Raw genomic sequence first — 25022 nt, 5'->3', positions numbered from 1 at the left:
GGAATGACGAACTGGATTTTGCAGGAACCTCTAATACTTCAAAGGCTTCAACCACAGAATGACTTTGACTTGACCCTTGCCCTGTATGGACCTTAAACACTTTTTAACAATTTTTACCCACTCGATTACACGAAGACCCAAATAAAGATGTTCGGGATGACAAAAATTTTCGCTTTTCCCCTCCAAGATTAACTTTTATTGGGAAATTCAGTCAATATAAAAAACAGTTGCAGCCCTTAATCCCAAATGAGTCCCTCTTATTTCTTTTTAAAAAGATCTTTAAAGACATCGGGAATAACATCAATCGTTTTATCGATGATACCCTGAGTAGCGAGATCCACAAGCCCCTTCGTATCCGTTGAGATTTTGGGTTCCGACCAAGTCCCCGTTAGGTTAAATGGAACGAGTAAACCCACCCTGTTGTTTTTAAAAAACGTTTTGGTAAGCCCGGTGGGTAAGGGAAGAAGGTCGGCGATTTGAGGACCCATTTTCGCCATGATTCGAAGGGAAAGGGTTTGATCTAAACCAAGCTTGCCTTTTGCGGACAGGGTGAGACCCCTCATGTTCATGTTTAGGTCGTTGGTTTTGATTTCTCCAGTTTCCATGACAAAGGAACCATTGAGTTCTTGAAAGGGATTGTTTTTTTGGAACCCAAGGTCTTTTAAGGAAACACCCAGGAGGCTTGAAATGCCTTCAAGGAGCTGAAGGGATGGAAAATAGGCCTCTTTGATTAAAATATTCCCGTTTCCATGGAGGTTTTTTCGTGTTTCCTCCCATTGATTGCCCTTCCCATCCAAGGAAATTTGCCCAAACAGGCGACCATAGACTTTATCTTTAAGTTTGGTTTGTAAAAAGAGCTGGTGCAGATCGGGGCCTTCCGATTTTGCAGATAATTGAAAAGAAGGGGAAGATCCGTTTAGGTCCAAGGTATAGTTTCCTTCAAAGGGGCCTCCCGCGAGGTTTAACGCAAATGGGTTTATGGATAAAATGCCTTGATCTAAGGTGAGGGTTCCGGTCAAATCAGAAAAGGGAATACCTCGGAGTGTTCCTTTTTTAAAATTTAAATCGACCTTGGCTTTTAAAGCAGGGGGGTTGGGTCCTTTGGTTTGTATTTCTAAGGGTTTAATTTTTTCCCCCTGTTTTTGAGAAGGCGCGTCCTGAAGTGCTGGAAACAACCATCCTTGCCCTTCCAGATAATTTGAGGAAACGACGAAATCCAGGTGGGTTAAAGGAGAGTAGGTCCATTGACCTTTCAAAGTGAGATCAGAGTTGGCCCCTTTTAATTCAAAGTCATAAATTTCCAATTGATTGGGAGTGGAGAGTAGGTCAAATTTTAAACCTGTTGGAATTCCGCTTTCCTTCCTTATCACCTCTGCAAAAATCATTTGCGTTTTATTGAAATTCCCTTTTCCTGAAATGTTTAGTTTTTTAATTGGGCCCAAAAAAGAAACCATCAAATTCCCGGTTCCTTCCACTTGGAGGTTTGGAGGAGTTGAGATATTCACTGATTTTAAAATAGCAGTCAGGTTTTCAAGGGAAAGGGTGGACCCCTTCATAACTATATCCAGTTCCGGGATGTTGTTCAAATGGGTCAATTTTCCGTATAAGGTGATTTCGAGACCATTCATTGTGATATGATTATTTTCAATGGTCAATATTTGCTGCTCCAAATCGGCTAAGCCTTTTCCTGTTAATGAAATGGGTACCATCCATCCCTTTCCCGTGTGACCGGCTAAGGAATAGTGAGATTTTATAGATGACCAATTCTTGCTTTTAGGTTTATAAAGGGTTTGGACGGTTAAATAACCTTTTTCCCCTTTTTTCTTCCTAAAAACGTTTTCATAGGTTAAATAAGAGGCATCAATGGAGAGGGTTGCCATCATTGTGAATTCCTCGAGCAAACCTTTTATAGAAACCTTGAGAGTTGAATCCCCCCCCATTTCTATCTGAGGAGGAAGAGGTTTCTTAAAAACCTTGGCAAGGGATGAAATCTTTTTGTTGGAGAGGTTTTTGCCTTCCAGGTCAAATTGAATTTCTGGGTTTGAGTTTAATTGTGATAATGTTCCTTCAAAGGTAAATTGAAGGTCTTCTATGTTCCCTTGAGGGTTTTTAAAAAGAATGAAGTGATTGTCCCGGTCCAGGGTGCCTTGCCCTTGAAGGGAGACGTTTAAGCTGGGGTCTGTTTGTGTAAGCCCCATTATCAAATAATCAAAATTGAATTTGCCCTTCTCCGGGGACTCCGGAACCCAAGAGGTTTGAAATGAGATTTCCGAAGGAAGGCCTTTCTCTTTTTTAAACACATTTTTATAAGTTAATGAAGAATCCTCTAAACTCAATTTAAGGAATATGTTTAAATGATCGGTTGGTCCTTGAAGGGTTGCATCCAAACTTCCCGTTCCTTCAAGGTCTAGATCTGGAGATACGGGAATGTTCAATGCTTTTGCTAAAAGAACCGCTTGGTCTAAAGGAAGCTGCTTGTCTTGAAGTAAAATGGAGAAGGCGGGATTAGTTTGGATTTCGGAAATAGAACCGGATAACAAAAGCTCTATTTCACCTAACCGGATCCGGTTGTTTTCTAGAGTGATCTTTCCCCCTTTCAGATCGGGAAATATTTGACCTTTGTAGGATATTGGGGTTTTGGGAATTTCTTCCATTTCCAAAGAGAGAGACACATCCATGGGTCGGGTAAAGGAAACATTTTTTAAGTTGATGTTGATATTTTTAAGTTCCCGTCCAGAACTATTTTGAGGGTCTGTTTGGTCAATCAATCGGATGATTCCATTCGAAATTGAAAATTCCGAAATGGTTAACCCCAATAGGAATGCCGATAGGGTGGGTTGTTCTTCTGAAATTTCGCTTTTTGGGGTGGAGTCCAATAGAGTGGTCAAATTGGTTTGACCCTGGGGAAGGCGAATGATTTGGAGGTTGGGTTCGTTGAGACGAATTTCTCCGATTTGTGGGTTTCCACGGATAAGGGAAAAGAATCGAATTTTAATATCCAGTGCGTTCAGGACCAGGAGTTTTCCCTGGTTCGAACCTTCTTCCAGAATCTGAATATCCGTGCAATGAAGTCCTACCCAAGGAAAAAGGGAAAGACGCACCTCATTGATGGAAACCTCTCTGTTGAGGGCGGAACTGATTTGATTCACAAGGGGCTTTTTGAATTTTTCTGTTGAAATAAGATAGGGAAGGGCCAGAAGAACAAAAATAACCGTGACCGTAAAAACACCGATGATCAAGAGAGACCATTTTGGGGTTTTGTTCATGTTCCTTCCTTTTTAGACAAGGAACCCTTGATAAATGGTGAAAAAACCATACAAAGAGTATTTCTTATTTATGCTAAAATAAAAGCCGTTTTTTTAATCAACCGTAGGGGAATTATAGAGTCTTTTTTAATGGAATTCCAATGAGAATGATGGAGGGAGGAAAGAAATGAACTTATTAAGTAAACGGGTTGTTGTTGGAGTTTTTTCTTTGTTTTTAACCTATCAATCTTTTGCATGGGCGGGTCAAACTGTTATTACCTGGCATGGCCATGCCGCTTTTGAAATTACAACCCCGAAAGGAAAAGTATTGATGGTCGATCCATGGCTTAAAAACCCGGTTAATCCCAATGCTAAAGAAGAAAAAGATCCAATCGAGGGGATTAAAAAATTGAATTATATTCTTGTCACCCATGGCCATTTTGACCATACCGGTGATTCGGCAGGCCTGGCAAAAAAAACAGGGGCCCGGCTTGTAGCAACCTTTGAATTAGGATCCAATATGGCAAAGCTTTTGGGTTACCCAAAGGAACAGATGGGGTTTGATACCTTGATGAATATTGGCGGGGAGATATCCATAGCGGATGGAGAGGTCATTGTGGCCATGACGCCCGCCGTTCATTCAAGCGGTGTTCAAAACCCAAATGCCAAGGTGGATCAACCCGATTTGGTCTATGGAGGGAATCCGGTGGGTTTTATTTTAAAAATAAAGGATGGGCCGACCATCTATCACACGGGAGACACGGCCTACTTCAAGGATATGGAGGTAGTGGGAGAAGTCTATGCTCCCGATGTGGCCCTCATCAACATCGGTGGGCATTTTGGAATGGAGCCTTACATGGCCGCCAGGGCTGCCGAATCGGTCAAAGCAAAATTGGTGATCCCTCACCATTTTGGAACATTCCCGGTTTTGACACAGGATGCAAAAGAATTTACGGGAGCCCTCAAAAAGAAGAGGATACAAACCCTTGTCATGGAGCCTGGATCTTCCATTGAATTTGAAGGGAAGAAATTAAAAAAGAATTAGGTTTTTTGTGTATGTATGTTGTAATCAATGGATTTGTAAAAAGTCGTTATCCCCATGAAAAGGGAATCCAGAAAATATAAAATGATCTGAAAAGATTGAGTTCCTTTTTCGCGTTTAAAGCATATGGGGAAACCCTTTCCGGTAATGACAAAGAACTATATTTTATGGTTTTTACAAGTCTGTCACTGACTCAGAGGGACGAGATCTAACAAACCAGACATTTCCCCTGATTTGGGGATAACATCTGCTACTATATAACTGCGCATAAATAAATAGACATATTAACAATATGGTTTAAGATAGCCTCGAATTTGTTCAGGACGTCTTTGGATGCTTTTGAGCACACGGGAGACAGTGTCATGAAGCTCATCTATCGTTGTGAAATAGCGGTTGTGTGTTCCGGTCAGGCGGGTATGATGCCAAAGTCGCTCGGTTGCGTTAAGTTCTGGGCAGTAGGGAGGCAGGTTGTGAACGGTCAGCCATTTGCGATTTTCTCCAAACCATAACCAGACGTTCTTGTCTTTGTGGTAAGAAGCGTTGTCTTGGATAAGAACAGTTTTCCGGGGAAAGTAGGCTCTGGCGATCTGCTCCAGATAGGCCATGTACGTTTTGGCATTAAAGACCTCTGCAAATTTATAGAGGAATCGGGCAGCGAAAAGATCCACGGCGCCAAAAACCTTCAAGTTTTTTCTTTGACCCGTTACGGGAATAAGCGGCTGGCATCCTAACCTCGACCAAGTCTGGTAGAGGGTTGAATCCTGCCGGAAACTGGCTTCATCGTCGTGGATCAAGGCCGCCCCTTCTGCTTTGGCTTTTTTTTAATGTGGGGATAAGTGTGCCGTGTCCAGCGAGATCGTTGCGCCTCATCAGCCTTCGCCAATATTCGCTTGGGCCGTTGGACCGAAAACCCAAGTTCATACAGAAGCTTTCTCACATGACCTGGATGATACTCGACACCAAATTCTTCGCGGATGACTCTGGCCACCATCGGAGAGGTCCAGACTCCCGAGAGAAAGCCATAGGCGACCGGCCCGCTCTCTATGATGTCTGCCAGTGTGACTCGTTGCTGTGGAGCCAATTCAGGGGGCCTTCCCGACCGCTGACCTTCCAGAATGCCTTCCAATCCATGACCTTCATAGTTCTTCAACCACAAAGAAACGGCAGATCGTGGAGCCTTCAACACGTCAGAGATTTCGATGCTGGTCCGTCCCTCCATGTTCAACGCTACCGCATGGATCCTCTTAGCCACCCGATATTCTCCATCTTGCTCGGCTTCCTTCTTCAAGCTGAGGAGCTTCTTGATCTTCTTCCAATGTCCTTGAAGAAATCGTGCACGCATGCTATCCACCTCCTATTACAGGATAGCATGTTTAAAATAACATATCCATTTAATTATGCGCAGCTATATATCAATTTATGATATAAGGTTCGAGAATCAAAGTTGCAAGGGCAGGAGAACTTGCTTTTCACCTGGGTCATAGAATCCTTTTTGTAGTGTGTTCCCTGTCTCCCAAAACCATGGTAGGTTGATTGGGTCTATAGAACCCTTGTCACGATGGAGGTTTGGTCGGGAGACATTTCCTGCCTTATCTGTAAACCAATTTGAAGGAGGTGAAACAGTGCATACCCTTTATGTGGGCATTGATGTCTCTAAGGATTGCTCCTCCGCCCAAGGGATTGATAGCAAGGGTGAGAAGATTTTCTATCTCTGCTTTGATATGGATGCCAAAGGCTTTTCTGATCTTCTAAGCTCTATTACCTCTCACTGTAAAGATCTCTCAAAGGTCATGATTGCCATGGAGTCTACAGGATGTTACCACATGAATCTGTATCCTTTTCTTGTATCCAAAGCAATAAAAACAATTGTGATTAATCTCCTTCTCATTTCCAATTTCACCAAACTTTCTTTGAGGAAGACCAAGACCGACAAAAAAGATGCCATGACGATCGCCAAATTTCTTGTGGCCCACAAAGATTCTTTGTCCAAAATATCCTCTCCACAAGATACCCAGGACCTTAAAGATCTGGCTAGAGAAAGAGAGTCTTTAGCGGTTTTGATCTCCGGTATAAAGAACGATATCAAGAGAATCCTTCAGAGCACTTTTCCGGAACTGGAATCCCTTTGTAACCTTTTTTCGCAAACCATGCTTAATTTTCTTTTAAAATTCCCTTCAGCCCGTCTTATTCAAGCCGCCCCATCCAAGGCAATTGCAAAAGCACTGGTTCCTTCCGATCAGCGAAAAAGAGTCTCTGTTTCCCCAAAGGATATTCTCTCAGCGGCCCGAGGATCGGTGGCATCTGTGAATGCGGCAAAAGAAGTAATTCTGCCGGAGAAGATCTCAACACTTTGGTATCTGATTGAAAGACAGAATAAAATCACTGAGATGCTCGTTCAGTTTTGTGAATCAACGGTCATTGATGACCTGGGGATCATCACATCGATCAAGGGGATTAGTGATCAAACAGGGGCTACCTGACCTGCAAAGTCAATGCTGTACGCTTCGTTTTGTGTGCAACGGAAAACAACCGAACCCGGCAACGCGGTATCTGTAAAGGTTGAAGGATCGATGTTCCCGAAATCCATAAGCGCTGGAGAAGATTGAATGGTACAGGTTCCTTGAACCGTCGCTTGAATGTTAATCGTGGCGGTATCCGCTGCCATGGCTAGCTCACTCACCAAAAAAATTCCCCCAATTGTGAAAAATAGAAGTTTTATCTTTCTCATTTTTTCCTCCTTTTAAGTGACGTCATCTTAATAATCCATCCATTTAAATCCCATTTCATTAAGCCATCTCCGATGATCCGAAAAAAAAAAGCCCAGGTCAGGATAAGAGCAGGGGCCTTTGTCTTTTGCCTGCAACCACTTCGGCAGCCTGGCCGCCCTTAACTTTTTTATAAATTAAGGGTCCTAGGCTTTGTGACCCATCCTTTCAGATGGTGTACTCTTATCGGTGGCCTATTCAGTTTTAATGTCTCTTCAGATCAAAACATAACGGGAAAACAGGGTTGTCGAGGGGGGGTAATTAAAATTATGAAAATGTAAGGAGTTTAAATAACAAAGGGGTAGAAAGAAATTTTGGAGAAAATTTGACAGGTTTTCCAGGAAAAAATATGTGGGTTTTCAATAAAAGGTGAAGGGTTCCCATGAGTTTACGTAATTAATTTGGCTACGGGGTTATTGACTCCATTGAAAAAATATTAGTTTCTAGTTTGATTTTTTTTACCCATAAATAATGGTTATAACCTTGCGTCATCACTGGAGGCATGGTATTCTTTAAGCCTACCAACTCAACAATCTTATTTGGAGTAATAACTCAATGAGTTTATTGAATCGTAAGGAGATTCCACCATTTCAAAAGACGCTCACTGTTATTTTAATCGGTCCCTTGGTTTTGTTTTTGGTTGGGGTATTGGTGCATCAGGTTGGAGCCCATTCAATGGAATCTTCTGTCCCCATATCCCTGAATCAAGCAAAATATAAATCTTTATTAAAAGAGCTTCAGCTGGAGCATGGGTTTGATCGCCAAGAACTTGAAGTCCTCTTTAAAAAAGCTAAATTTCAAACCGAGATTCCAGAAAAGTTTGCCAAACCCGCAGAGAGCCGCTCGTATGATGCCTATCGGCCTCTTTTCATTAAGCCTGAAATCGTTCAGCGGGGGAAGCTCTATTTGAAAGAGCACCAGGAATTATTTCGTGAAGTGAAAGAAAAGTATGGGGTTGAACCTGAGGTTATTGCCGCAATTTTAGGTGTTGAAACCAAATTTGGCCAAAGGACCCATGGGGGTTATTCTGTTTTTGATGCGCTCAATTCCACCTTTACCGGAGTCCCAAAAAGGGAGTCTTTTGCCCGAAAGGAACTCATTCATTTTTTGATATTAAGCAGGGAAGAACAATGGGATCCTTTAGGGATTAAAGGATCCTATGCAGGGGCTATGGGCATACCTCAATTTATTCCCTCCAGTTACCGTCACTTTACCGTGGATTTTGATCATGACGGGAAGAGGGATTTATGGTTATCGGAAAAAGATATTCTGGCCAGTGTTGCAAACTATCTTAAAATCCATGGATGGAAGGAGGGGGCTCCCATAAAACTTCCCTTAAATGGGAACCCTCAAAAACCTTCAGTTCAAAAACTTCTTCGCGAAGGAATGGATGCGAAGACCTCGGTTAAAACATTAAAAAAAGCGGGAATAGAAATGGATAATGAAAAGGGAACTATTGATGATAACCTCGAGGTTTCATTAATGGCTTATCCCACAGAAAACGGTCAAGAACGAGCGGTCCTTTTTCCCAACTTTAGAACGATTTTAACATACAATCGGGCTGTGAATTATGCCCTAGTCGTATCGGACCTTGCGGACCTTTTACGGGAAGAACCGAATTAATTAAGGTTCTTGACTATTTTTAAACCCACCTGGTAAAGTACCCACACCCTCTTAAATTTCACCTTCAGCACGGAGTCAAATAGGGGTATTGGTTTTGGCTTTGTTTTGCTGTCCTTGGACCCGGTTTGATCAGTGGTGATCCGGTTTTTGCAGAACCCCTGGGTGGATCGGTGGGTTTATGAAACATCCACGGAGGTTTTTAATCCCCTGGAGAGGGGTTTTTTTCGGTGCAGCAGTGTGAGCCATCCTTGGTCCGAGTACCGGCCATTGGAAAAGAAGTGGTTCCGGTGTTGTAAAAGCGGTTTGAAAAAATAATCCTCTTACATGATAAGGGCCAGGGTTTCCCCTTCTAGCGCATAAAGGCCTGAAATCCTAGCATGCTTTGCGCTTTCTCTCGCATGGGATAGTCCGCTTCGAATGGTTTTTGAATGGGTGGCATGATGGGCATGCATCAAGGCCGATCTCCCGTGTTTTATGGCTTCGTTTAAATGAAAAATGGCTTTTTCCCCATCTTTCCTTTCCTTGCTTTGAGGGTCTAAGGGTTTAACCGTTTCCTTGATCATATCAAGCATCGCCTGGGCATTGGCTAAAAGATCTTTTCCAGCCCTTAGGGATTCTTTTGCATGGTAATGGATTCTTGAAAGGTCCCCGGTTTTGGCAGCGGTGTTGATATGGGTAACAAATCCTTTTCTTGCAATCGACATGGCATTGGCAAGATTTTCTTTTTCTTTGAATTTTTCCAGGGACTCTGAAAAGGTTGGGGCGGGAATTAGAAAAAAAGGGTGAGTACAAATAAAATTGTACTCACCCTGAAGGAATGGAAAGAATTCATTTAGTCTTGAAGCCCGACTCCTACAGCACGAAGCCTTGGCCGGGTATCGGTTAACGAAAGAATCTTTTTATCTCCTGGATTCCGGACCCTAAGGAAGCCCCATTGACCGGCCTCCATGTAGGCCATCCGATGGTTCATATAGAGATAATCTCCGGGAATGGAGAAAGACCCTCCCGCTTGAGTGTAAGCATTCAGAACCTCGCTTCCCCCAAATTCAAAATTTTGAACTTGGTCAGCCCCTGCCAAAAATGGCTCCTCCGGCCATTGATGCCCTTCTAAGCCAAAAATCCCATTTTGTTCTGAAAAGGCCCCAAAGGCATGGATGACCACTGGATCTCCTGCGTGGGCTTCCAAAATGGGTGTGGCCGGATCTCCATCCTCATCCTCCGAAACACAAATGAAGAGGCGATTTTGCTCACATCCTTCTTCAAAACGTAATTCATAAGGTTCGGCTTTATAATTGACAGCGGAAATTCCCGCAGCCTTTTGTAGGTAAGGCATAAAGCTGGTTCCCAGAATATTGTCCTCATCCTGGAAAAAGAGGGAAAAATCCCGATAATTGGCGCGATTCATATTCTCCGGAACTCCCCTATCCACAATGACATCGGCCCGCCAACTGTTTTTAAGGGAAATATCTTCGCCAGTCACAGGATCCCGGTAGGTTGATCCTCTGGGACCAATGATAATGGCCCCAAAAAGGCCATCGCGTTGGTTGGCCATGCTTGCATCGGCCCAGTCTTGAATGAGGGCTGCATTTTCCCCAATTTCAGGGTGGGCATAAAAGGTGTACACCTTGCTTTCACCCGGACCGATGGTTTGATCTCCCTCATTATTCCCCACATTGATCCCCTGAGAGTCCATGGGATCGTATGCCAAGTTATGGGCATGGAAGGAGGTCCGCCCTTCGCTGAGTTCATTTTTTAAATTAACCTTGATACAGTCTCCTATATTAACATGCAGCGTCAAAGGCATGGGCTGGAAACCGGCTGAAGCGACCTTTGTTTTCTCATCGGCAAGGACGAATACCTTTCCTTCGGGATTGCTCATTAACATTTCCCGATTAAAATCTACCTCAATGGTTTCATCCGCCCGCGGGTTTAATACAAGGCCCTTTTCCACTGCGAGAACATTGAAGTTTTTCACAGGCGCAGCGGAAGGGCATACCTCCTTTGCCGATTGGGGAATACTTTCTTTCCCCGGCAACGGTTGCAAATTCTCTGAAGGTTCATCTAAGACCCGGATTAACCCCCAGCTCCCTTCGGTAAGTTTTGAGGCCCGACCGTTATAGTAAAGGTAGTCTCCAGCCATCTTTTGGGCTCCTCCTGCCTCCGGAATGGATAAATCATGACGTTCCGCAATTCCGATATGGATGGTGCTTCTCGGCTGTGATTCGGGATTATACCGCTGGAACCTAAACCAATGCCCCGTGACATGAATCGTATGGGTTTCGTTTACCGCGGTAACCAGATTCCGGATCATAATGGGATCCCCTAAATAAGCCGTTAACAATGGCGTATCCGGATCTCCATGGATTTTGCTGCTAAAGGCAAGGGACGGATCCGAGTTGAGAACCAAACGCCGGTTAATTGGAGCCAACCTCATGTTCAGAGCGCTTCCCGTGGTATGGGTTCCTCCGTTGATATAGGGGTTTGGCGTCAGCAAGACATTATCCTGTTTGTCCATTGGATAAAGGAGGGTTGTTGCAGCGGCAGCGGCTTGTTGGAGCATTTCAGGGGGAGAACCCGTTGAAACGCTGTTTGCGGTGGAGAACAATGTGTCCTGAATGTGAAGGACTAATTCTCGGAAGCTCCCCGTGGCATCAATGGAGTGGGGTTCGTTGGTATGAATATCCACCACGTAACCGCTTCTTTTTAGATCCCCTGTTTTTGGATCATGGTATGTCGATCCCGGGGGTTCGATAATGGTACTTCCGAAGGCCCCATGTTGCCAGGAAATCGCCCCGAAGGCATGGTCATGCCAATAGGTGGTCCCAAAATCCGCATCGGGATAGTAGCGATACCGAACGAACTCCACGCTGACAATTTCCCCTTTATCGTGGTTGTAAGACAAGGGAGCGGTAAAGGTAATTTCCTTGCCCGATATTTTCTTGATCCTTCGAATCTCAAATGTTTCTACCTGGTCCATGCCGATTCCAAGCAAAGTCCCTACGTGGTATCGGGCGGCCTTTTTCTCATTGGTCAGGACCACGTAATCTTTACCGGCTTTAGCCTTTTTGGAGAGCTTTTCATTCATTGCTGCGGGTAACCCATGGCTATCATCTATCAGCTCATCTTTATAAGGGCGCATCACCTGCTCATATGAGAACCCGCTGATGACCCCGTCGGAGGCCTGATTATCAAATTGCCACATATGAGAATGAATGTTAAGTTTGCTGGCATAGCCGTTCTCAACGCTATCTCGCCACCCGTTGGTTAGAATGACATCGAGGCAGTCATACACATTTCCCCGATAGACCAGGGGAACGCGTAAGTCGGGATTGGCCATAATTTCTGCCTGTTCTTCCCTCAGCACGTATATGAGCCCATCATCATCTTTGACCGGTGGGTTTTTTCCGTCACCCTTCGATAAGATGATTGGAAGCTGTCCAAGAGCATGAATGCGATAAAGTTTTCGCTGTGCCATGTTGTCACTTTGCCTGGGGCAAAGGCTCCAAGGACCTTGCTCGCCGGGTCTCGGAAAACGGGTGGTTTCGATTCCACTCACACCACCTCCGGCACCGGGGCCGCCCGGATCGGAATAGGGATTAAACACATTGTCCTTTTGTAAAAATCCCCCTTCTTCAATTTGAAAAGGTTCAAGCCAAGGAGCAGGCCCATGGTTTCTCGCAAAGGGTGGTCTTTTTCCAAAGTGGGGCTGAAGCGCTGGCCAGGCCAACTTTCCTGTTTTTGGATCAAAAGCCACTTTTCGCCGACCCCCGGGGCCAACCTTAACTCCCATATGGTCTTCAGGAGGGAAATATTTAGGCCATTCCTGGACGGTTTCCCTTTCTGCCATGGCCAAGAGACCTTTGGGCGATTTCTCCCAAGCCCAGTCAAGGACCGTCGCATCGTGAGACATGATTTGTCCTCTCCAGTCATCCGTATGGCCTGGCTGGCCTTGAACGGGAAGCATGGCGCTTACCCAATCGTTAATAGAAACCATCGGAGGGTTTTGAGACCAATCGGTTTTTTTCGGGGTAATTTTGAATTTCTTTCCAAACCAATCCACCGTTTTTCCAATCAATTGGGTGGAATCCACCGCCGGTTTCATTTTTCCTTTCCGATCGGGAAGCTCCATCAGGGGCTTCATAATATCCTGTTGGAAACCGGGGATTTGGAGTGTGTTATACACTCGCCAATAACTCCACATTCCAGCCACATAGTGGTGAGCCACGTGACAATGGAACAGGAAGTCCGCGGCCAGGTGTTGGCACAATCCAGCTCCGCATTCGGGTTCTAAATCAAAGACTGTTTGAGGTCCGATAACCTGAACGTCCACCCGTTCGCTTTTTGAACGCATTCTAGGGAACTTTACCGGTCCGTTTCGGCCTGCATCGAAAAGGGTTTTCTCGGCCTTGGGGTCTCGCTGCCAACGAATGGTTCCCCCATGAGGGTGGTGGGAATGGAAAATGTCCGATCCACCGTGAACCAATCGGAATTTTGAAGGGTCCCCGATATATCCACGTGGGATGGGCGTTCCCGCATCTCCAAAGGTGTAGGCGCTATAGGCTTCAGCCTCATCTTCAAACCCGAACCTTTCTTTTTGAGTGGCCAGGTTGTTAGTGCCGAAAGGTTCGCTCCTGAAATTTAGGGCCCTGGCCCCTGGACGATAAGCGTCTGTAATGGGGTCCCTTTGAGGAATCATTTCTCCATTTTTACTTAATGGGCGGAACGATTCATCCCCCACTTCATGGTAGATAATCACATATTCTCTAAAATCGCTGTTGACCGGATGGGCAATCATTGCCTCCCATCCGCTTTTTAATTCTCCCCCGGTGAAGGGATCAACGTAGGTGGATCCTGCGGGTTCAACCACAAAAGTCCCCACCATCCCTAAACCCGTTTGTAACCGATCCCCATGACTATGAAAGGTCAGCGCTCCTTCTTGGAAATCAGGAGCAATGTACCACTCATATTCTCTGCTCTCTCCGAATTCAACCACCGTATCGGGGTTTGAAGCGATGGCCGGCTTCCCGGTTTTTTTAATCAGCGTGCTCGATCCATGAATATGAATTCCAACGGGCTCTTCAAATTCGGTCTCGTTGCGGAGGGTAATGTTGACGCAATCCCCCTGGTTTGCGCGAATCACCAAAGGCTGAATCATATCCCCTTGAAGCCCATTGGAAACAGCGCCAGGATCATTTTCCTTGTCTCTTGCCTCTGCATTCACTCTCTCCTCTTCACGAACCTTTTCTATGTTTTCAGTCAGCACAAACATATAACCGGGGTAGTAATCCAACCACTGATTAAGAGTAACCTCTACATTGATGGCGGTGATGTCGAGTTTTTTCACAGGAGCACTCTTGGGACAGCGTCCACTGGAAGTGACGCTTTCCTCAGCAACGGAAGCGGGCCCGAGCAGTACGCCCTGTTTCATCATCCCGTCAAACATATCCAATTGGTGACCCGGACCTTCCATGGCCGTAAAGGTGCCTTTTTTTTCTTCATGGTTTTCGTGGGCAAACTGTTGTGCCGCCATTTTATTCATAATATCCATTCGGGACATTCGTGCAGGCCGTCCCTCTATGGAGTCTTCAATATGAATTTGGGCCTTCAATTTACCCTTCCAATCCTGCGTGGTTGCTTCCTGTTCATTTGCAGGTTCTGAGGAAGTTGTCCCTTCTTCAGCGGCAACGGTTAAACCTTGTACGTTTAGGGCAAAGAGGGCGAAAAAAATCCCTGCCAGAAAATTTCCTGCGAATTTCCTCATGACATTTTCCTCTCTTTCGTTTTTAAATTAATGCCTTTCATGTCAACTGTTTCAAAAGAAACAAATTAAATACCATTTAATTAAAGGACCGAATCCCTTTTTCGGTTTCAAAAGCTCTTCTTTTTACTTTTTTCGAATCAAATTCAAAATTTAATTGGACGGTTCCATCGGCCTTTACCTCAACCTCCCTTTCAGAAACCTTGAAATGGGGATACCAGGCGTGAACTTTATAAGTTCCAGGAGGCAATTGATCAATGGTGTATTGCCCTTGACGATTGGTTTTTGAATAATAGGGGTTTTCCACCGCAAAACCCCAGGTCTGCATGAATTCATGCATTCCACAGATCATGACCGAAACCCTCAAGCCTCGATCAAATTTTAAAATCCCCCCCTGAGGTTCTCCCGAGGTGGGAAGCGGAAAGTTAAGCATAATGTTTCCCCGTTCCCTCTGGAAAACCTGTCCGTTATGGAAGATGGGGTCTTTATTGAGGACGGTAATCGGCTGATGGTTTTGAACCACCGTGACCATGGGATGAATATGATGGCTTTTTCCCATGTGGTCGGTCTCGTAAAGTTCTTTAACGGGAACCTCAGCAGGATGAAACATGCAATCCGTTGCGAATATTTTAGCCCGGATCGGAGGAAACGGCTTCCCTTTTTTGACCTCCTGAACCGCAACGATGACGTCGGACATTCCTCCCTCACGATCGATATTAAATTCTTCGAGTAAGACGCGGCCTTTACCATCGGAAACTTTTTGACAGAAATCAACGAAGGGCGAGAGAGAGAGCAGAAATGCGCGGGGTGCCGGAAGGGAGCCTTTTAGGAACACCTTGCCTTCAATGGTTCCCCCATTCATCACTTTGATATCTTCGTAGGGAAGAGCCGCAGGAAGGAAAACGACTTGAAGCAGGAAAGGGACAATACCAAAAAGTGAAAATTTCTTAAACGCTTTAATCATTATCGACCAGATATTGAGATATAGCCGTTATCCGGCCCGCTCTGATTCTCTTCGGCGCTGCAATCGTAGGCGGTATTGGCGAAAGCCCCTTCAGCATGCCTCGCCAACCGCAAGGACTAGCTCAAAGTCATTCTATTCATTCGCTGCCCTGCTTGTCAACCAGTGCTCGCCATGCCTACAGTTTTTCACGCAGAATCACTTCTGCATCAATATAGTGTTCAAAGGTTTTACCGGCCTGTCTGTGTCATCGTTATGAGATCGAAATGAAGTGCCTTGAAATGGAACCTCTTCTTCTCGGGGAACAATCTTTTTGTGGATCCCTACATCTAGAAGATTCCCGAAACAGGGGGCGAAACCGCTCTTAAATAACGGATCAGGGTATCTGGTGTTCAACGGTAGGAGGAGCTAAGTGAAAGGGCTCGAGCGCCGTTTGAAGTCTGTATGAGGTTTGCAGATCATGCAAAGGAATGCCAACTTCCGAAGCATCGAACTTGAAATTCAGTGTGACCCTTCCATTATTCAGCACGTTTACCTGTTGTGCCTGGACCTTCATATGAGGATGCCACGCGATCACATCATGCTGGCCGGGCGGGATGTCCTGGATGACAAAGGTCCCATCGCTTCCCGTGACGGCGAAGTAGGGGTTTCCGACGGCAATTCCCCAGGATTGCATAAAGTCATGAACACCACACTGTGTACGAAAGATATAATTTCCTTTTCGAAAACGAATCTCCTTGGATGCCGTGCTCTCCGGTATCATCGGTTTGTTAAACATGGCAAAGGTATAACGATCTTTTAAAGAATACCCCTGAATATCATGCGTGATGGGGTCCTTATTGGAGATTAGAATGGGGCGATAATTACGCACAGGGGTCACAAATGGGGAAATTCGGCAGTGATCGATCTGGATCTCTGGAGTAAAATTAAACTTCTTGCCTTTTTCAACCCCCACCACCGCTACCACGACACCCTGGAATCCGCTGTCCGAAGCCACCCTGAATTCGTTGAGCAGTCGGTTCCCTTTTCCATCAGAGATTTTTCCACAGAAATCAATGTTTGGAGAAAAAATGAGGTGAAAGATTCGGGCGGGCGGCGGGGTCCCCTCAAGGACGGCCCTTCCTGTTAGGGTTCCTCCGAAGGTGACGGTCATCTCTTCATATCCTAAAGCCAGCCCGGGACCTGAACCCATGAGAACCCATAGGGTCAGGGAAACCATAGCGCTGGCTAAAACCTTCAGTCTTCCGTGGCCTGTGTACAATAGGGTGCCTCGCAGTCCTCAAGATGCTCATGAGGTAGCGCCTCAGGTCCGACTCTGAATTTTTCCTGAGTCTCGTAGTGGGGCCGCTTCACCTGATGAGAGTAAAATTCGAGGTTGATGGAAACGGTCTCCCTGGCCGGAATTATAATTTCTCGTTCAATCATTTTTAGATGGGGATGCCAGGCGATGACCTTATAGGTCCCGGGAGGCAACTGATCGATGACGAATGTTCCATCTCTCCCTGTCTTTGCGTAATAGGGGTTGTCCACCACAAATCCCCATGTCTGCATAAATTCATGCATCCCGCAGATCATCTGGGTAATACGCTTTCCCGGTTCAAGATGTACAACTCCCCCTCTCGGGTCATCCGAAATAGGCAGAGGGAAATTCAAGATGATATTGCCCTTTTCACTCTGAAAAACCTGCCCATTATGCAGAATCGGATCTTTATTGATCACCGAAATGTGTTGAGGATTTTGGATAACGCTGACCAGGGGGTGGGCATGCCGCAGCTTCCCTTTATCATCGACACGAAACTGCTCATCATCAGAAACATCCGCTGGGTGAAACATGCAGTCCACAGAAAACAGTTCTGATTCAATAGGGGGAAAAGGTTTGCCCTTTTTGACCCGTTGCACTGCAACAATGGCGTCCTGCAGCCCACCTTCATGGCCTACAATAAATTCTTCCAGGAGGATATGACCCTTTCCATCCGAAATTTTCTTACAAAACGGCCCGAATGGATAGAGAACAAGGGGAAAGACCCTGGGAGGGGGGATCGGTCCGTTGAGGGTGACTTTCCCCGTGATCGTTCCACCGTCGGACACCTGAACTGCTTCATAGCCCAGGGCCTGTGTTGAAAGTCCTGTCATACCTAAAAGAAACAAGACGACACCGAGGCACCTCCATTTCTTCACATTATCCATCATTATCCACCAGACCCTCAATCTAAAAAAGAGAAATCAGGTCAGGGATATACTCTTTTTACAACCCTGCCTGATTTCTCAAGCTCTTTCACAAAAAAAACTATTTCTGGTTTAAAGAGACAGGAACCACGGCATTTTCTTCCTGTGGCCCCTCAGCGACCTTCCCTCCCAGCCCGCTGCTGTTGAGTGGAAGAATCCGCCGGTCTCCCAGTGGGAGAACCTGTAGATATCCCCATTGCCCGGCCTGGGCATAAGGCATACGATGGTTCTGCCAGATATAGGTACCCGGGATGGCAAATGGTCCACCGGCCCCTTCCTTCAAATAGACATCCAGGTATTCCGATCCTCCAAACTGAAGGCTACTCAACATATCCGCACCGGGCATGTCGGGCTTAAAGGGCCATTCATGACCCTCGATGCTGAAGATTTGGTTCTGCTCGTTGAAAGCACCAAACACACGTATCCGCACCGGATCCCCTGCATGTGCCAGGATGGTTGGTGTGGCCAGACCAGCCTCTCCAACCACACAGGGAGTAAACATCGTGGCTGGCTCACATCCATTGTCTTCCCGATATAGCCAAGGTTCACTCCGATAATTGACTCCCACCAACCCTGCAATCTGCTGGAGGTAAGGCATAAAGGATGTGCCAAGGATATTATCCTCATCCTGGAAGAAGAGCGAAGCGTCTCTGTAATCGGAACGACCGATATTTTCCGGAATAGAAGTATCAACGATCACATCCGCTATCCAAGAGCTTTTCAGTGAAATATCCTCACCCGTCAATGGATCACGATATTTTGATCCTTTCGGGCCGACAACAATGCCTCCGAACAGACCATCTCTGACGTTGTTGATGAAGTTCCCCCAGTCCCAAACCAGGGCTGCTGTTTCACCCAACGTTGGATGGGCATAGAAGGTATAGGTGCGGCCCTTTCCGGGAGGAACCGTTTGATCTCCAGGATTCAAACCGACATTGACCCCATGGGATTCCTTAGGATCAAATGCCAGCATGTCCGCGCTAAAAGAGGCACGGCTGGCCTTCATCTCATTCTTGAGATTGATCTTAATGCAATCTCCGACATTGACATGGAGTGTAAGGGGAAGGGGTTGATAACCATCCGTGGCCACCCTTGATTTTTCTCCTTCTAGCATAAAGATCTTACCCTGAGGATTGGAAACCAACAGTTTGCGGTCAAAGTCCACTTCGATGACATCCGGGGCGTTGTTATTAAAATTCAATTCAAGGTCTACCGCAATGACATTGAAAGTCTTCACCGGGGCATCCGCAGGGCAAACAGATTTAGCCGAGGCTGGGATTTCGTCACGCCCCGGAAGCTTCTTCAGATCTGAAACTTCCTTGTCCAAAACCCGGATAATTCCCCAACTGCCTTCAGACAAGTGGGATGCGCGACCGTTGTAATGGAGATAATCCCCTGCCATCTGCTGGACGCCACCGGCTTTTGTGACCAAATCATAACGTTCTGCAATTCCCACGTGGTGAGCGTTCCTCAGGTCGGATTTCTCGGCATAACGTTCTGTCCGGAAGGCATGGCCCGCCACATGCCAGGTATGACTTTCATTCATTAACGTATGCAGGAGCCGGAAGACGACCGTGTCACCCAGATAGGCCCGCAGCAGTGGGGTGCTGGGATCTTGATGAGCCTTGCTGGAGAAAATGAGTGACGCGTCTGGATTGATCTTCAGACGCCGGGCCACAGACTCGGCACGGAAATTTAAACCACCGCCCGTGGTATGGGTTCCCCCGTTGAGCATCGGAACGGCAACCTTGTCCAGATCATATGGCATCTGGAACGAGAGGGTCTGACCCGCATCGATCGCGGTCTGGATGGGCTGTCCCGGGGGATTGCCTTCCGTAACCACCTGGGCTGTATACGGCACCGTGTCGTGGGGCATCACGACCAGTTCACGGAAACTTCCGTTTACCCCATAGCCGATCGGCTCGGTCGACCGGATGTCCGCGACGGGGCCGCTCCGAATCGGTTCCCCGGTCTTTGGATCATGGTATGTGGCCCCCACCGGCTCCACGATCATTGCTCCGACCCCCCCATGAGGCCATGTTGTGGCCCCGAAGGCATGGTCATGCCAGAAGACGGTCCCGACATCGGCATCCACCCACATCCGATAACGGACAAACTCCACCGTCGAAATCTCGTCTTTCTTGTGGTCATACTTTAAAGGCTCGCTGAAAGTGATGACGTCCCCTTTGATATCTTTGATCCAACGGATTTCGGAGGTCTGTACCTCGTCCGCACCGATCATGAGGTCTGTCCCGACATGGAACGAGGTCGCGCCCTCTGCCATCTTGATTTTAATAGAGACAGCCCCCGCCTTGACATCCTCAGTAAGAACCGCATTCATCGGGGTTGGAAGCCCCTTGTGTTTCTCCTTTGTCATCTGGATGAAGGGACGGACCGACTGCTCGTACGAAAAGCCGGTGATCACGCCATCTGACGCTTGGTTGTCGAACTGTATGAAATGCGGATGGATGTTGATCTTCGACATCTGGAAGTTGGTGGTGTCGTTGTCTTCCCACTCGCTCTTTAAGATCACATCGACGCAGTCATAAACACTGGCGCGGTAAACCAGTGGGATCGTCTGGTCCCCCGCCGGGTTGGCACGGACCTTCGCCTCCTCTTCATGGAGGACATAAAGTAACCCATTGGGATCCACGACCGGCTTTTCCTTTCCAAGTCCCTTCGTAATCTGAATCGGAGTTTGGATAAAATGAATGGTATATTGCTTCCGTCCTGCATTTTCAGGGCAGAGGCTCCACCTCCCTTGCTCTCCCGGTCGGGCAGGCTGGTTCGTCTCTTCGCCAAGAGCCCCTTTCCCCCCCGGATCGCTCGGCAACGCCCCGTTATTTTTATCCATATGGATCGGTTCAAGCCAGGGTGCCGGTCCATGATGCCGGGCAAATGGGACACGTTTTCCAAAATGGGGTTTGAAATGGGGCCAAGACAATTTCCCGGTTTTGGCCTCAAAGAGGATCGGCGGGCGCTTTCCCGGCATGGGGGACTTGTATTTCGGCCAGTCAAATGTTCCGGTCACCTCCGGCTCACCGAGCGCCTTTTTCCCTTCCCAGGTCCAGTCCCACACCGTAGCGTCATAAGCCAGAATCTGGCCCTTTTCATCCGAGGTGTGGCCAGGCTGTCCAGCCGGAGGGACCATCATCTTGACCCAGTCATTAATGGAGACATCCGGAATGGGCTTGGACCAGTCCGACTTGCCGGCAGTGATGTTCCACTTCTTGTCGTACCAATCCATGGTCTTGCCCACGAGCTTGTCAGAGGTTACGGCAGGCTTCATCCGACCCTTACGGTCAGGAAGCTCTTGCAAAGGCGGCATGATGTCGGTGCTTCCTAACGGATAATTCCCATTTTGAAGGGTGTTATAGACACGCCAGTAACCCCACATTCCGGCCACATAATGATGCGCCACATGGCAGTGGAACAGGAAATCACCCGCTAATTGTTGACAGAGTCCAGATCCGCATTCTGTCTGGAGGTCCAGAACCTCGGAAGGACCAATCACCTGGACATCCACCCGGTCCGATGTGGTTCGGACCTCCGGATATTTTACCGGACCGTTGCCTGCAGCGGTCAGGAGAAAACTTTCTTTGCCATCCGCCTTTGGCTGCCGGAGCCATCGAATCGTTCCCCCGTGGGGATGGTGAGAATGGAACACCTCCCCGCCGCCGTGAACAAGACGGAACTTCGCAGGATCTCCCATATAGGAGCGGGGGATTGTCGTCGGGACATCCCCAAAGGTATAGGAACTGTAAGATAATGATTCGTCTTCATGGTGGAAATATTTTTCCTGAAGAGCCAGGTTATTCACCCCGAAGGGTTCGCTTCGATAATTAATGGCGCGGGCTGAGGGGCGATAGGCATCGGTGTTCGGATCCCGTTGAGGAATCATCTCACCATGGCGGTTCAGAGGCCGGAAGGATTCATCGCCGATCTCGTGGTAGATAATGACAAACTCTCTGAAGTCCGCAAGATTGGGATTCTCGATCATCACCTGCCAGCCGCTCTTGGTCTCCTTGCCAGTAAGCGGATCCAGGTAGCGAGATCCCATGGGCTCAACAATAAAGGTTCCAATCATCCCAAGACTGGATTGCTCTCGTCCCACATGGCTGTGGAATACGTGGGCCCCTTCCTGTTCACCTGGCCGGACATACCATTCGAAAACCTGAGTCTCATCTTCCTTGACAATGGAATCCGGATTGGCAATGGTCGCCGCTTCTCCCGTGGACTTTACAATCATGCTGGAGCCATGGATATGCAGGCTGACTTCCTCGTAGTCCAATTTGTTTCTCAGGGTGATTCTGACACAATCACTTTGGTTGGCACGGACATTGAGCGGCTGGATCATGTCGGTCTGAAGTCCGGTGGATACCGCCCCAGGATCATAACCTGATTTTTCACGGGCATCTCTGTTCCGCTTTTCCTCTTGACGGACCTTTTCAACGTTTTCGGTCAGGACATACATATATCCCGGATAAAAGTCGAGCCATTGATTGATCGTGGTCTCAACATTGATTGCCGAAATGTCAAATTCGCGCACAGGGGCGTTCTTCGGGCACTGACCTCTGGCGCTCACGCTTTCAGCAACCCCCGTCGGCCCAAGAAAGAAACTTCGATCCATCTGCTGCATCATGCTCATGTCGCTAAAGGCGCCCTGACCGGTATGTGCAGCGTGACCGCCTGAACCCTTCGCGATCTCGTCCATCAATTTCTGCATTGCCGCATTCACCCGTTCTCGCTGACCTGTCCGTCCTTCGGCGGCTTCTTCCCGCTCAAGCTGGGCCTTTAACTGCTTTTCCCAGGCTGAGGTATCCTGCGAAGCGGTCGCAGAAGAAGTATTGGAATGCTCATGGCCGGCCCCTTCACCGCTGATCGCTGCGCCCTGTGTCGCTAAGACCAGCATAAAGGCCAACACTGAAATGAATGAAAAGCTTCTTATTACCACGGTCTTCATCATCTGACTCTCCCCTTCCTTAGATTTGTTCAAAGGTGTTGATTCGTTTTAAGGATTTGAACTGCTTGTGCGAGTTGTTTTGATACAGATTTTGCATTTAAAATCTTAATGTATTGAAATGTATTGCTTTTCCTCGGTATACTGAATTGTTTCGTCAGGAGTATTTTCCGTTCTCTTTCTCTTAAAAATTAAAATTAACTTCCTAGCACAAGGAAATTCCTCTTGTCAAGTTTTTTGATTTTGTCGGCTCCCATTACGCCCAGGCCTGGACTAGAAAGTTGGAGTTACCCAGGTCAATTGCACGAGTCTCATGACCCATGGGATTTATTTGATCCTCCAGTTGGAGGGCCATGACCTTGAGGAAGGAAAATTTTTCCCCTTTAATGGTAAGGGAAAGGCCCTTGTTGTCGCTTTTATTTGAACTTGCCTGGTGGCGCGGGGGGTGATAGGATTTTCGCTCTCCATTTTAGAATCTATCTCTAATTCTGAATCACAAATCGACGTCGAAAGAAAAGTCAATTTTTATCAGAAGGAGGGGCCGTATGTTTGAGGGATCGTTGGAAAGGTTCAAAACGCTTCTATTAGATACCAGTTTTTCATTCGCCCAGAACGGGCTGAGGATTTTTTTGGTGATTGCGGGGGGGCTGATTATCCTTCGCGTGATCCGGTTTTCTCTCCACCGTCTAGAAGTCCTCCTGATCAAAGCGAAAGAACCGACGGAATCGGTCCCGGGTAGTACGAGGAAAAGGGTCGACACCTTGGTGGGGATTCTGTCGACCATCGGACGGTTCGCCGTTTGGACGGTGGTGATCATCATTTCGCTGGACCAGGTGGGGGTCAACGTCGCACCGGTTATCGCGGGAGCCGGAATTGCGGGCCTGGCATTGGGATTCGGCGCTCAAAACTTGGTAAGAGATGTGATCAGCGGCTTTTTTATGATTTTGGAAGACCAGGTCAGAGTCGGAGATGTTGCGGTGATTAATGGCACGGGGGGATTGGTGGAGACGATTACGTTTCGAACCATCGTGTTAAGGGATTTGGCCGGTGTGGTGCATGTGTTTCCCAACGGGAGCGTATCCACCCTCTCCAATATGACCAAGGGGTGGTCGGCCTACGTGATCGATGTGGGGGTGGCCTATAAAGAGGATACGGACCGGGTGGTGGAAGTCATGCGGGAGGTGGATGAAGATTTGAGACAAGATCCCAATTTTGGCCCGAACATTCTGGGTCCGCTGGAGGTATTTGGGGTGGATAAATTTGGTGAATCCGAAGTGACGATCAAGGCACGGATTAAAACTCAACCGATCCAGCAGTGGGCAGTCGGACGGGAGTACCGCCGGAGACTCAAAAAAGCATTTGATGCCCAGGGCATTGAAATTCCATTTCCCCACCGGTCGATTTACATTGGAGAGGCCACAAAACCAATGGAACTGTTGGTCAGACAAAGTGCCCCATCTTGAAAAGACGGCGGGGGTGTAAGCGATTGGAATTGAAAGGGGGATTAGGTTTTGTTTAATGGCTTTCCTTTTTGGAGGTAGGCCACTTTGGATTCGATAAATTCTTTATGAGTGAGTTTTAAAGCATAAGCAATGTTTCGGACCTCTTCGACTTCTTCATGTTTGAGGTCCTTATCGGATCCGGCGATATCAAAGAGACAATCGATGAGTTGACGTCTTTGTTGAGGGGAACTCATTTCATAAAACTCCCGGACCAGGCGAAAACTGTCCAATAGTTTTGAATGGGTTTCTTGAATCACGGAAAGGATCAGTTCAATGGCTTCATCGCCGAATGTTCCCAAATTTTTAAGATGGGTTTGAATTTTAGCCAATTCCCGGGAATTCAGGTTTTCATGAACCGATGCCACATAAGCCATTAAACCCCCGAAAAGGGAAGCGAAGGCCAGATCCTCCGGGTGGGTCTCCAATGAAAGGTTTTCCCTCTCCAGTTTGCGGCGAACTTTAAAAAGGATACGGTTATTGATAAATTCATGTAACTCCTCGCTCCTCTTGGAACCGGGAACGGGTTTAAATACGGTTTTTTTAAAAAGGCCTTGAAATTGATTGAATAACCCCTTTACTGAAGGAGTGTCCTGGAGTATTTGTTTAAATTCTTTTAAAAATTCCTCTTCTTCTGAAGTGGTTATCCCATCGGCCTGAATTAAACCTTCCAGAGAAGACAGAAAAGCCCTGCGTTCCCCTGAACTATTTATTTTTTTTAAAAAATCTTGAATAAGGGCCTCCCTCTCTTCCGGACGAACAGGATCTTCCATATACATTTCAATTTGGGCCCATTCCTCCCCTGTAAAATCGAATTTGAACATAAAATCTTTGAGGAAATTTTGCTCTTCCAGACTAATTTCCCCATCCGCCCAGGCCATCGCAATGAGTACACGAACCAGGGCGATCTGTTTTGCTTTTTCTTTCAGGAAGATCTCCTTCT

At 47.0% G+C, this 25022-nt stretch carries 15 protein-coding genes and 1 riboswitch; of the genes, 4 read left to right on the top strand and 11 right to left on the bottom strand.

The features are described from left to right. Nucleotides 1–257 precede the first annotated feature (257 nt). Nucleotides 258–3266 (bottom strand): AsmA family protein, encoded by a 3009-nt coding sequence (locus VGB26_01140; protein HEX9756385.1) that lies wholly within the window; start codon nucleotides 3264–3266, stop codon nucleotides 258–260. A 166-nt stretch (nucleotides 3267–3432) separates the two neighbouring features. On the opposite strand from VGB26_01140, the gene VGB26_01135 reads away from it, so the two are divergent. Further along, nucleotides 3433–4290 (top strand): metal-dependent hydrolase, encoded by an 858-nt coding sequence (locus tag VGB26_01135; GenBank protein ID HEX9756384.1) that lies wholly within the window; start codon nucleotides 3433–3435, stop codon nucleotides 4288–4290. Nucleotides 4291–4571: 281 nt separating this feature from the next. Here the strand turns inward: VGB26_01135 and VGB26_01130 are convergent, their stop codons facing one another. Then, complete coding sequence (locus VGB26_01130; GenBank protein ID HEX9756383.1) at nucleotides 4572–5081, bottom strand: IS630 family transposase; 510 nt, start codon at nucleotides 5079–5081, stop codon at nucleotides 4572–4574. Next, nucleotides 5078–5629 carry an IS630 family transposase gene (locus VGB26_01125; protein ID HEX9756382.1) on the bottom strand — a complete coding sequence of 184 codons (552 nt, stop codon included), beginning with the start codon at nucleotides 5627–5629 and terminating at the stop codon, nucleotides 5078–5080. Before VGB26_01125 ends, VGB26_01130 begins: the two co-directional genes overlap by 4 nt. 280 nt (nucleotides 5630–5909) lie before the next feature. On the opposite strand from VGB26_01125, the gene VGB26_01120 reads away from it, so the two are divergent. Continuing rightward, nucleotides 5910–6767, top strand: coding sequence for an IS110 family transposase (locus VGB26_01120; GenBank protein ID HEX9756381.1), 858 nt, complete (start codon nucleotides 5910–5912; stop codon nucleotides 6765–6767). On the opposite strand, the gene VGB26_01115 is transcribed toward VGB26_01120, so the two are convergent. After that, entirely contained in the window at nucleotides 6749–7015 is a 267-nt protein-coding gene (locus VGB26_01115) for a spore coat protein U domain-containing protein (GenBank protein HEX9756380.1), read from the bottom strand. The genes VGB26_01120 and VGB26_01115 overlap by 19 nt on opposite strands. A 139-nt stretch (nucleotides 7016–7154) precedes the next feature. Beyond that, a riboswitch (cyclic di-GMP riboswitch) is annotated at nucleotides 7155–7244 on the bottom strand. A gap of 363 nt (nucleotides 7245–7607) precedes the next feature. Between VGB26_01115 and VGB26_01110 the strand changes: the two genes are divergently transcribed. Then, entirely contained in the window at nucleotides 7608–8675 is a 1068-nt protein-coding gene (locus VGB26_01110) for a lytic murein transglycosylase (GenBank protein HEX9756379.1), read from the top strand. Nucleotides 8676–8995: 320 nt separating this feature from the next. Here VGB26_01110 and VGB26_01105 read toward each other — a convergent pair whose 3' ends face one another. The 6 genes from VGB26_01105 to VGB26_01080 all read right to left on the bottom strand — a co-directional run bounded on the left by VGB26_01105 (nucleotide 8996) and on the right by VGB26_01080 (nucleotide 22586). Then, the gene (locus VGB26_01105) at nucleotides 8996–9379 is read right to left on the bottom strand and encodes a hypothetical protein (protein ID HEX9756378.1); all 384 of its coding nucleotides are present in this window, start codon (nucleotides 9377–9379) and stop codon (nucleotides 8996–8998) included. Nucleotides 9380–9507: 128 nt separating this feature from the next. Continuing rightward, complete coding sequence (locus tag VGB26_01100) at nucleotides 9508–14436, bottom strand: multicopper oxidase domain-containing protein (GenBank protein HEX9756377.1); 4929 nt, start codon at nucleotides 14434–14436, stop codon at nucleotides 9508–9510. 76 nt (nucleotides 14437–14512) lie between these two features. Further along, the gene (locus VGB26_01095; protein ID HEX9756376.1) at nucleotides 14513–15397 is read right to left on the bottom strand and encodes a carboxypeptidase-like regulatory domain-containing protein; all 885 of its coding nucleotides are present in this window, start codon (nucleotides 15395–15397) and stop codon (nucleotides 14513–14515) included. A 373-nt stretch (nucleotides 15398–15770) separates the two neighbouring features. Next, on the bottom strand, nucleotides 15771–16655 hold the full coding sequence (locus tag VGB26_01090; GenBank protein ID HEX9756375.1) for a carboxypeptidase-like regulatory domain-containing protein: 885 nt from the start codon (nucleotides 16653–16655) through the stop codon (nucleotides 15771–15773). Then, nucleotides 16631–17584, bottom strand: a complete 954-nt coding sequence (locus VGB26_01085; GenBank protein ID HEX9756374.1) for a carboxypeptidase-like regulatory domain-containing protein — start codon at nucleotides 17582–17584, stop codon at nucleotides 16631–16633. Before VGB26_01085 ends, VGB26_01090 begins: the two co-directional genes overlap by 25 nt. Nucleotides 17585–17681: 97 nt before the next feature. Further along, the gene (locus VGB26_01080; protein ID HEX9756373.1) at nucleotides 17682–22586 is read right to left on the bottom strand and encodes a multicopper oxidase domain-containing protein; all 4905 of its coding nucleotides are present in this window, start codon (nucleotides 22584–22586) and stop codon (nucleotides 17682–17684) included. 539 nt (nucleotides 22587–23125) lie between these two features. Between VGB26_01080 and VGB26_01075 the strand changes: the two genes are divergently transcribed. After that, on the top strand, nucleotides 23126–24043 hold the full coding sequence (locus tag VGB26_01075) for a mechanosensitive ion channel family protein (protein ID HEX9756372.1): 918 nt from the start codon (nucleotides 23126–23128) through the stop codon (nucleotides 24041–24043). A gap of 41 nt (nucleotides 24044–24084) precedes the next feature. Here the strand turns inward: VGB26_01075 and VGB26_01070 are convergent, their stop codons facing one another. Continuing rightward, the gene (locus VGB26_01070) at nucleotides 24085–24960 is read right to left on the bottom strand and encodes a TerB family tellurite resistance protein (GenBank protein ID HEX9756371.1); all 876 of its coding nucleotides are present in this window, start codon (nucleotides 24958–24960) and stop codon (nucleotides 24085–24087) included. Nucleotides 24961–25022: the final 62 nt, after the last annotated feature.

The sequence above is a fragment of the Nitrospiria bacterium genome, from assembly GCA_036397255.1.
Lineage (GTDB): Bacteria > Nitrospirota > Nitrospiria > DASWJH01 > DASWJH01 > DASWJH01.
The sequence above is the reverse complement of the archived record's forward strand: the minus strand, read 5'-3'. Positions and strand labels throughout refer to the sequence as shown.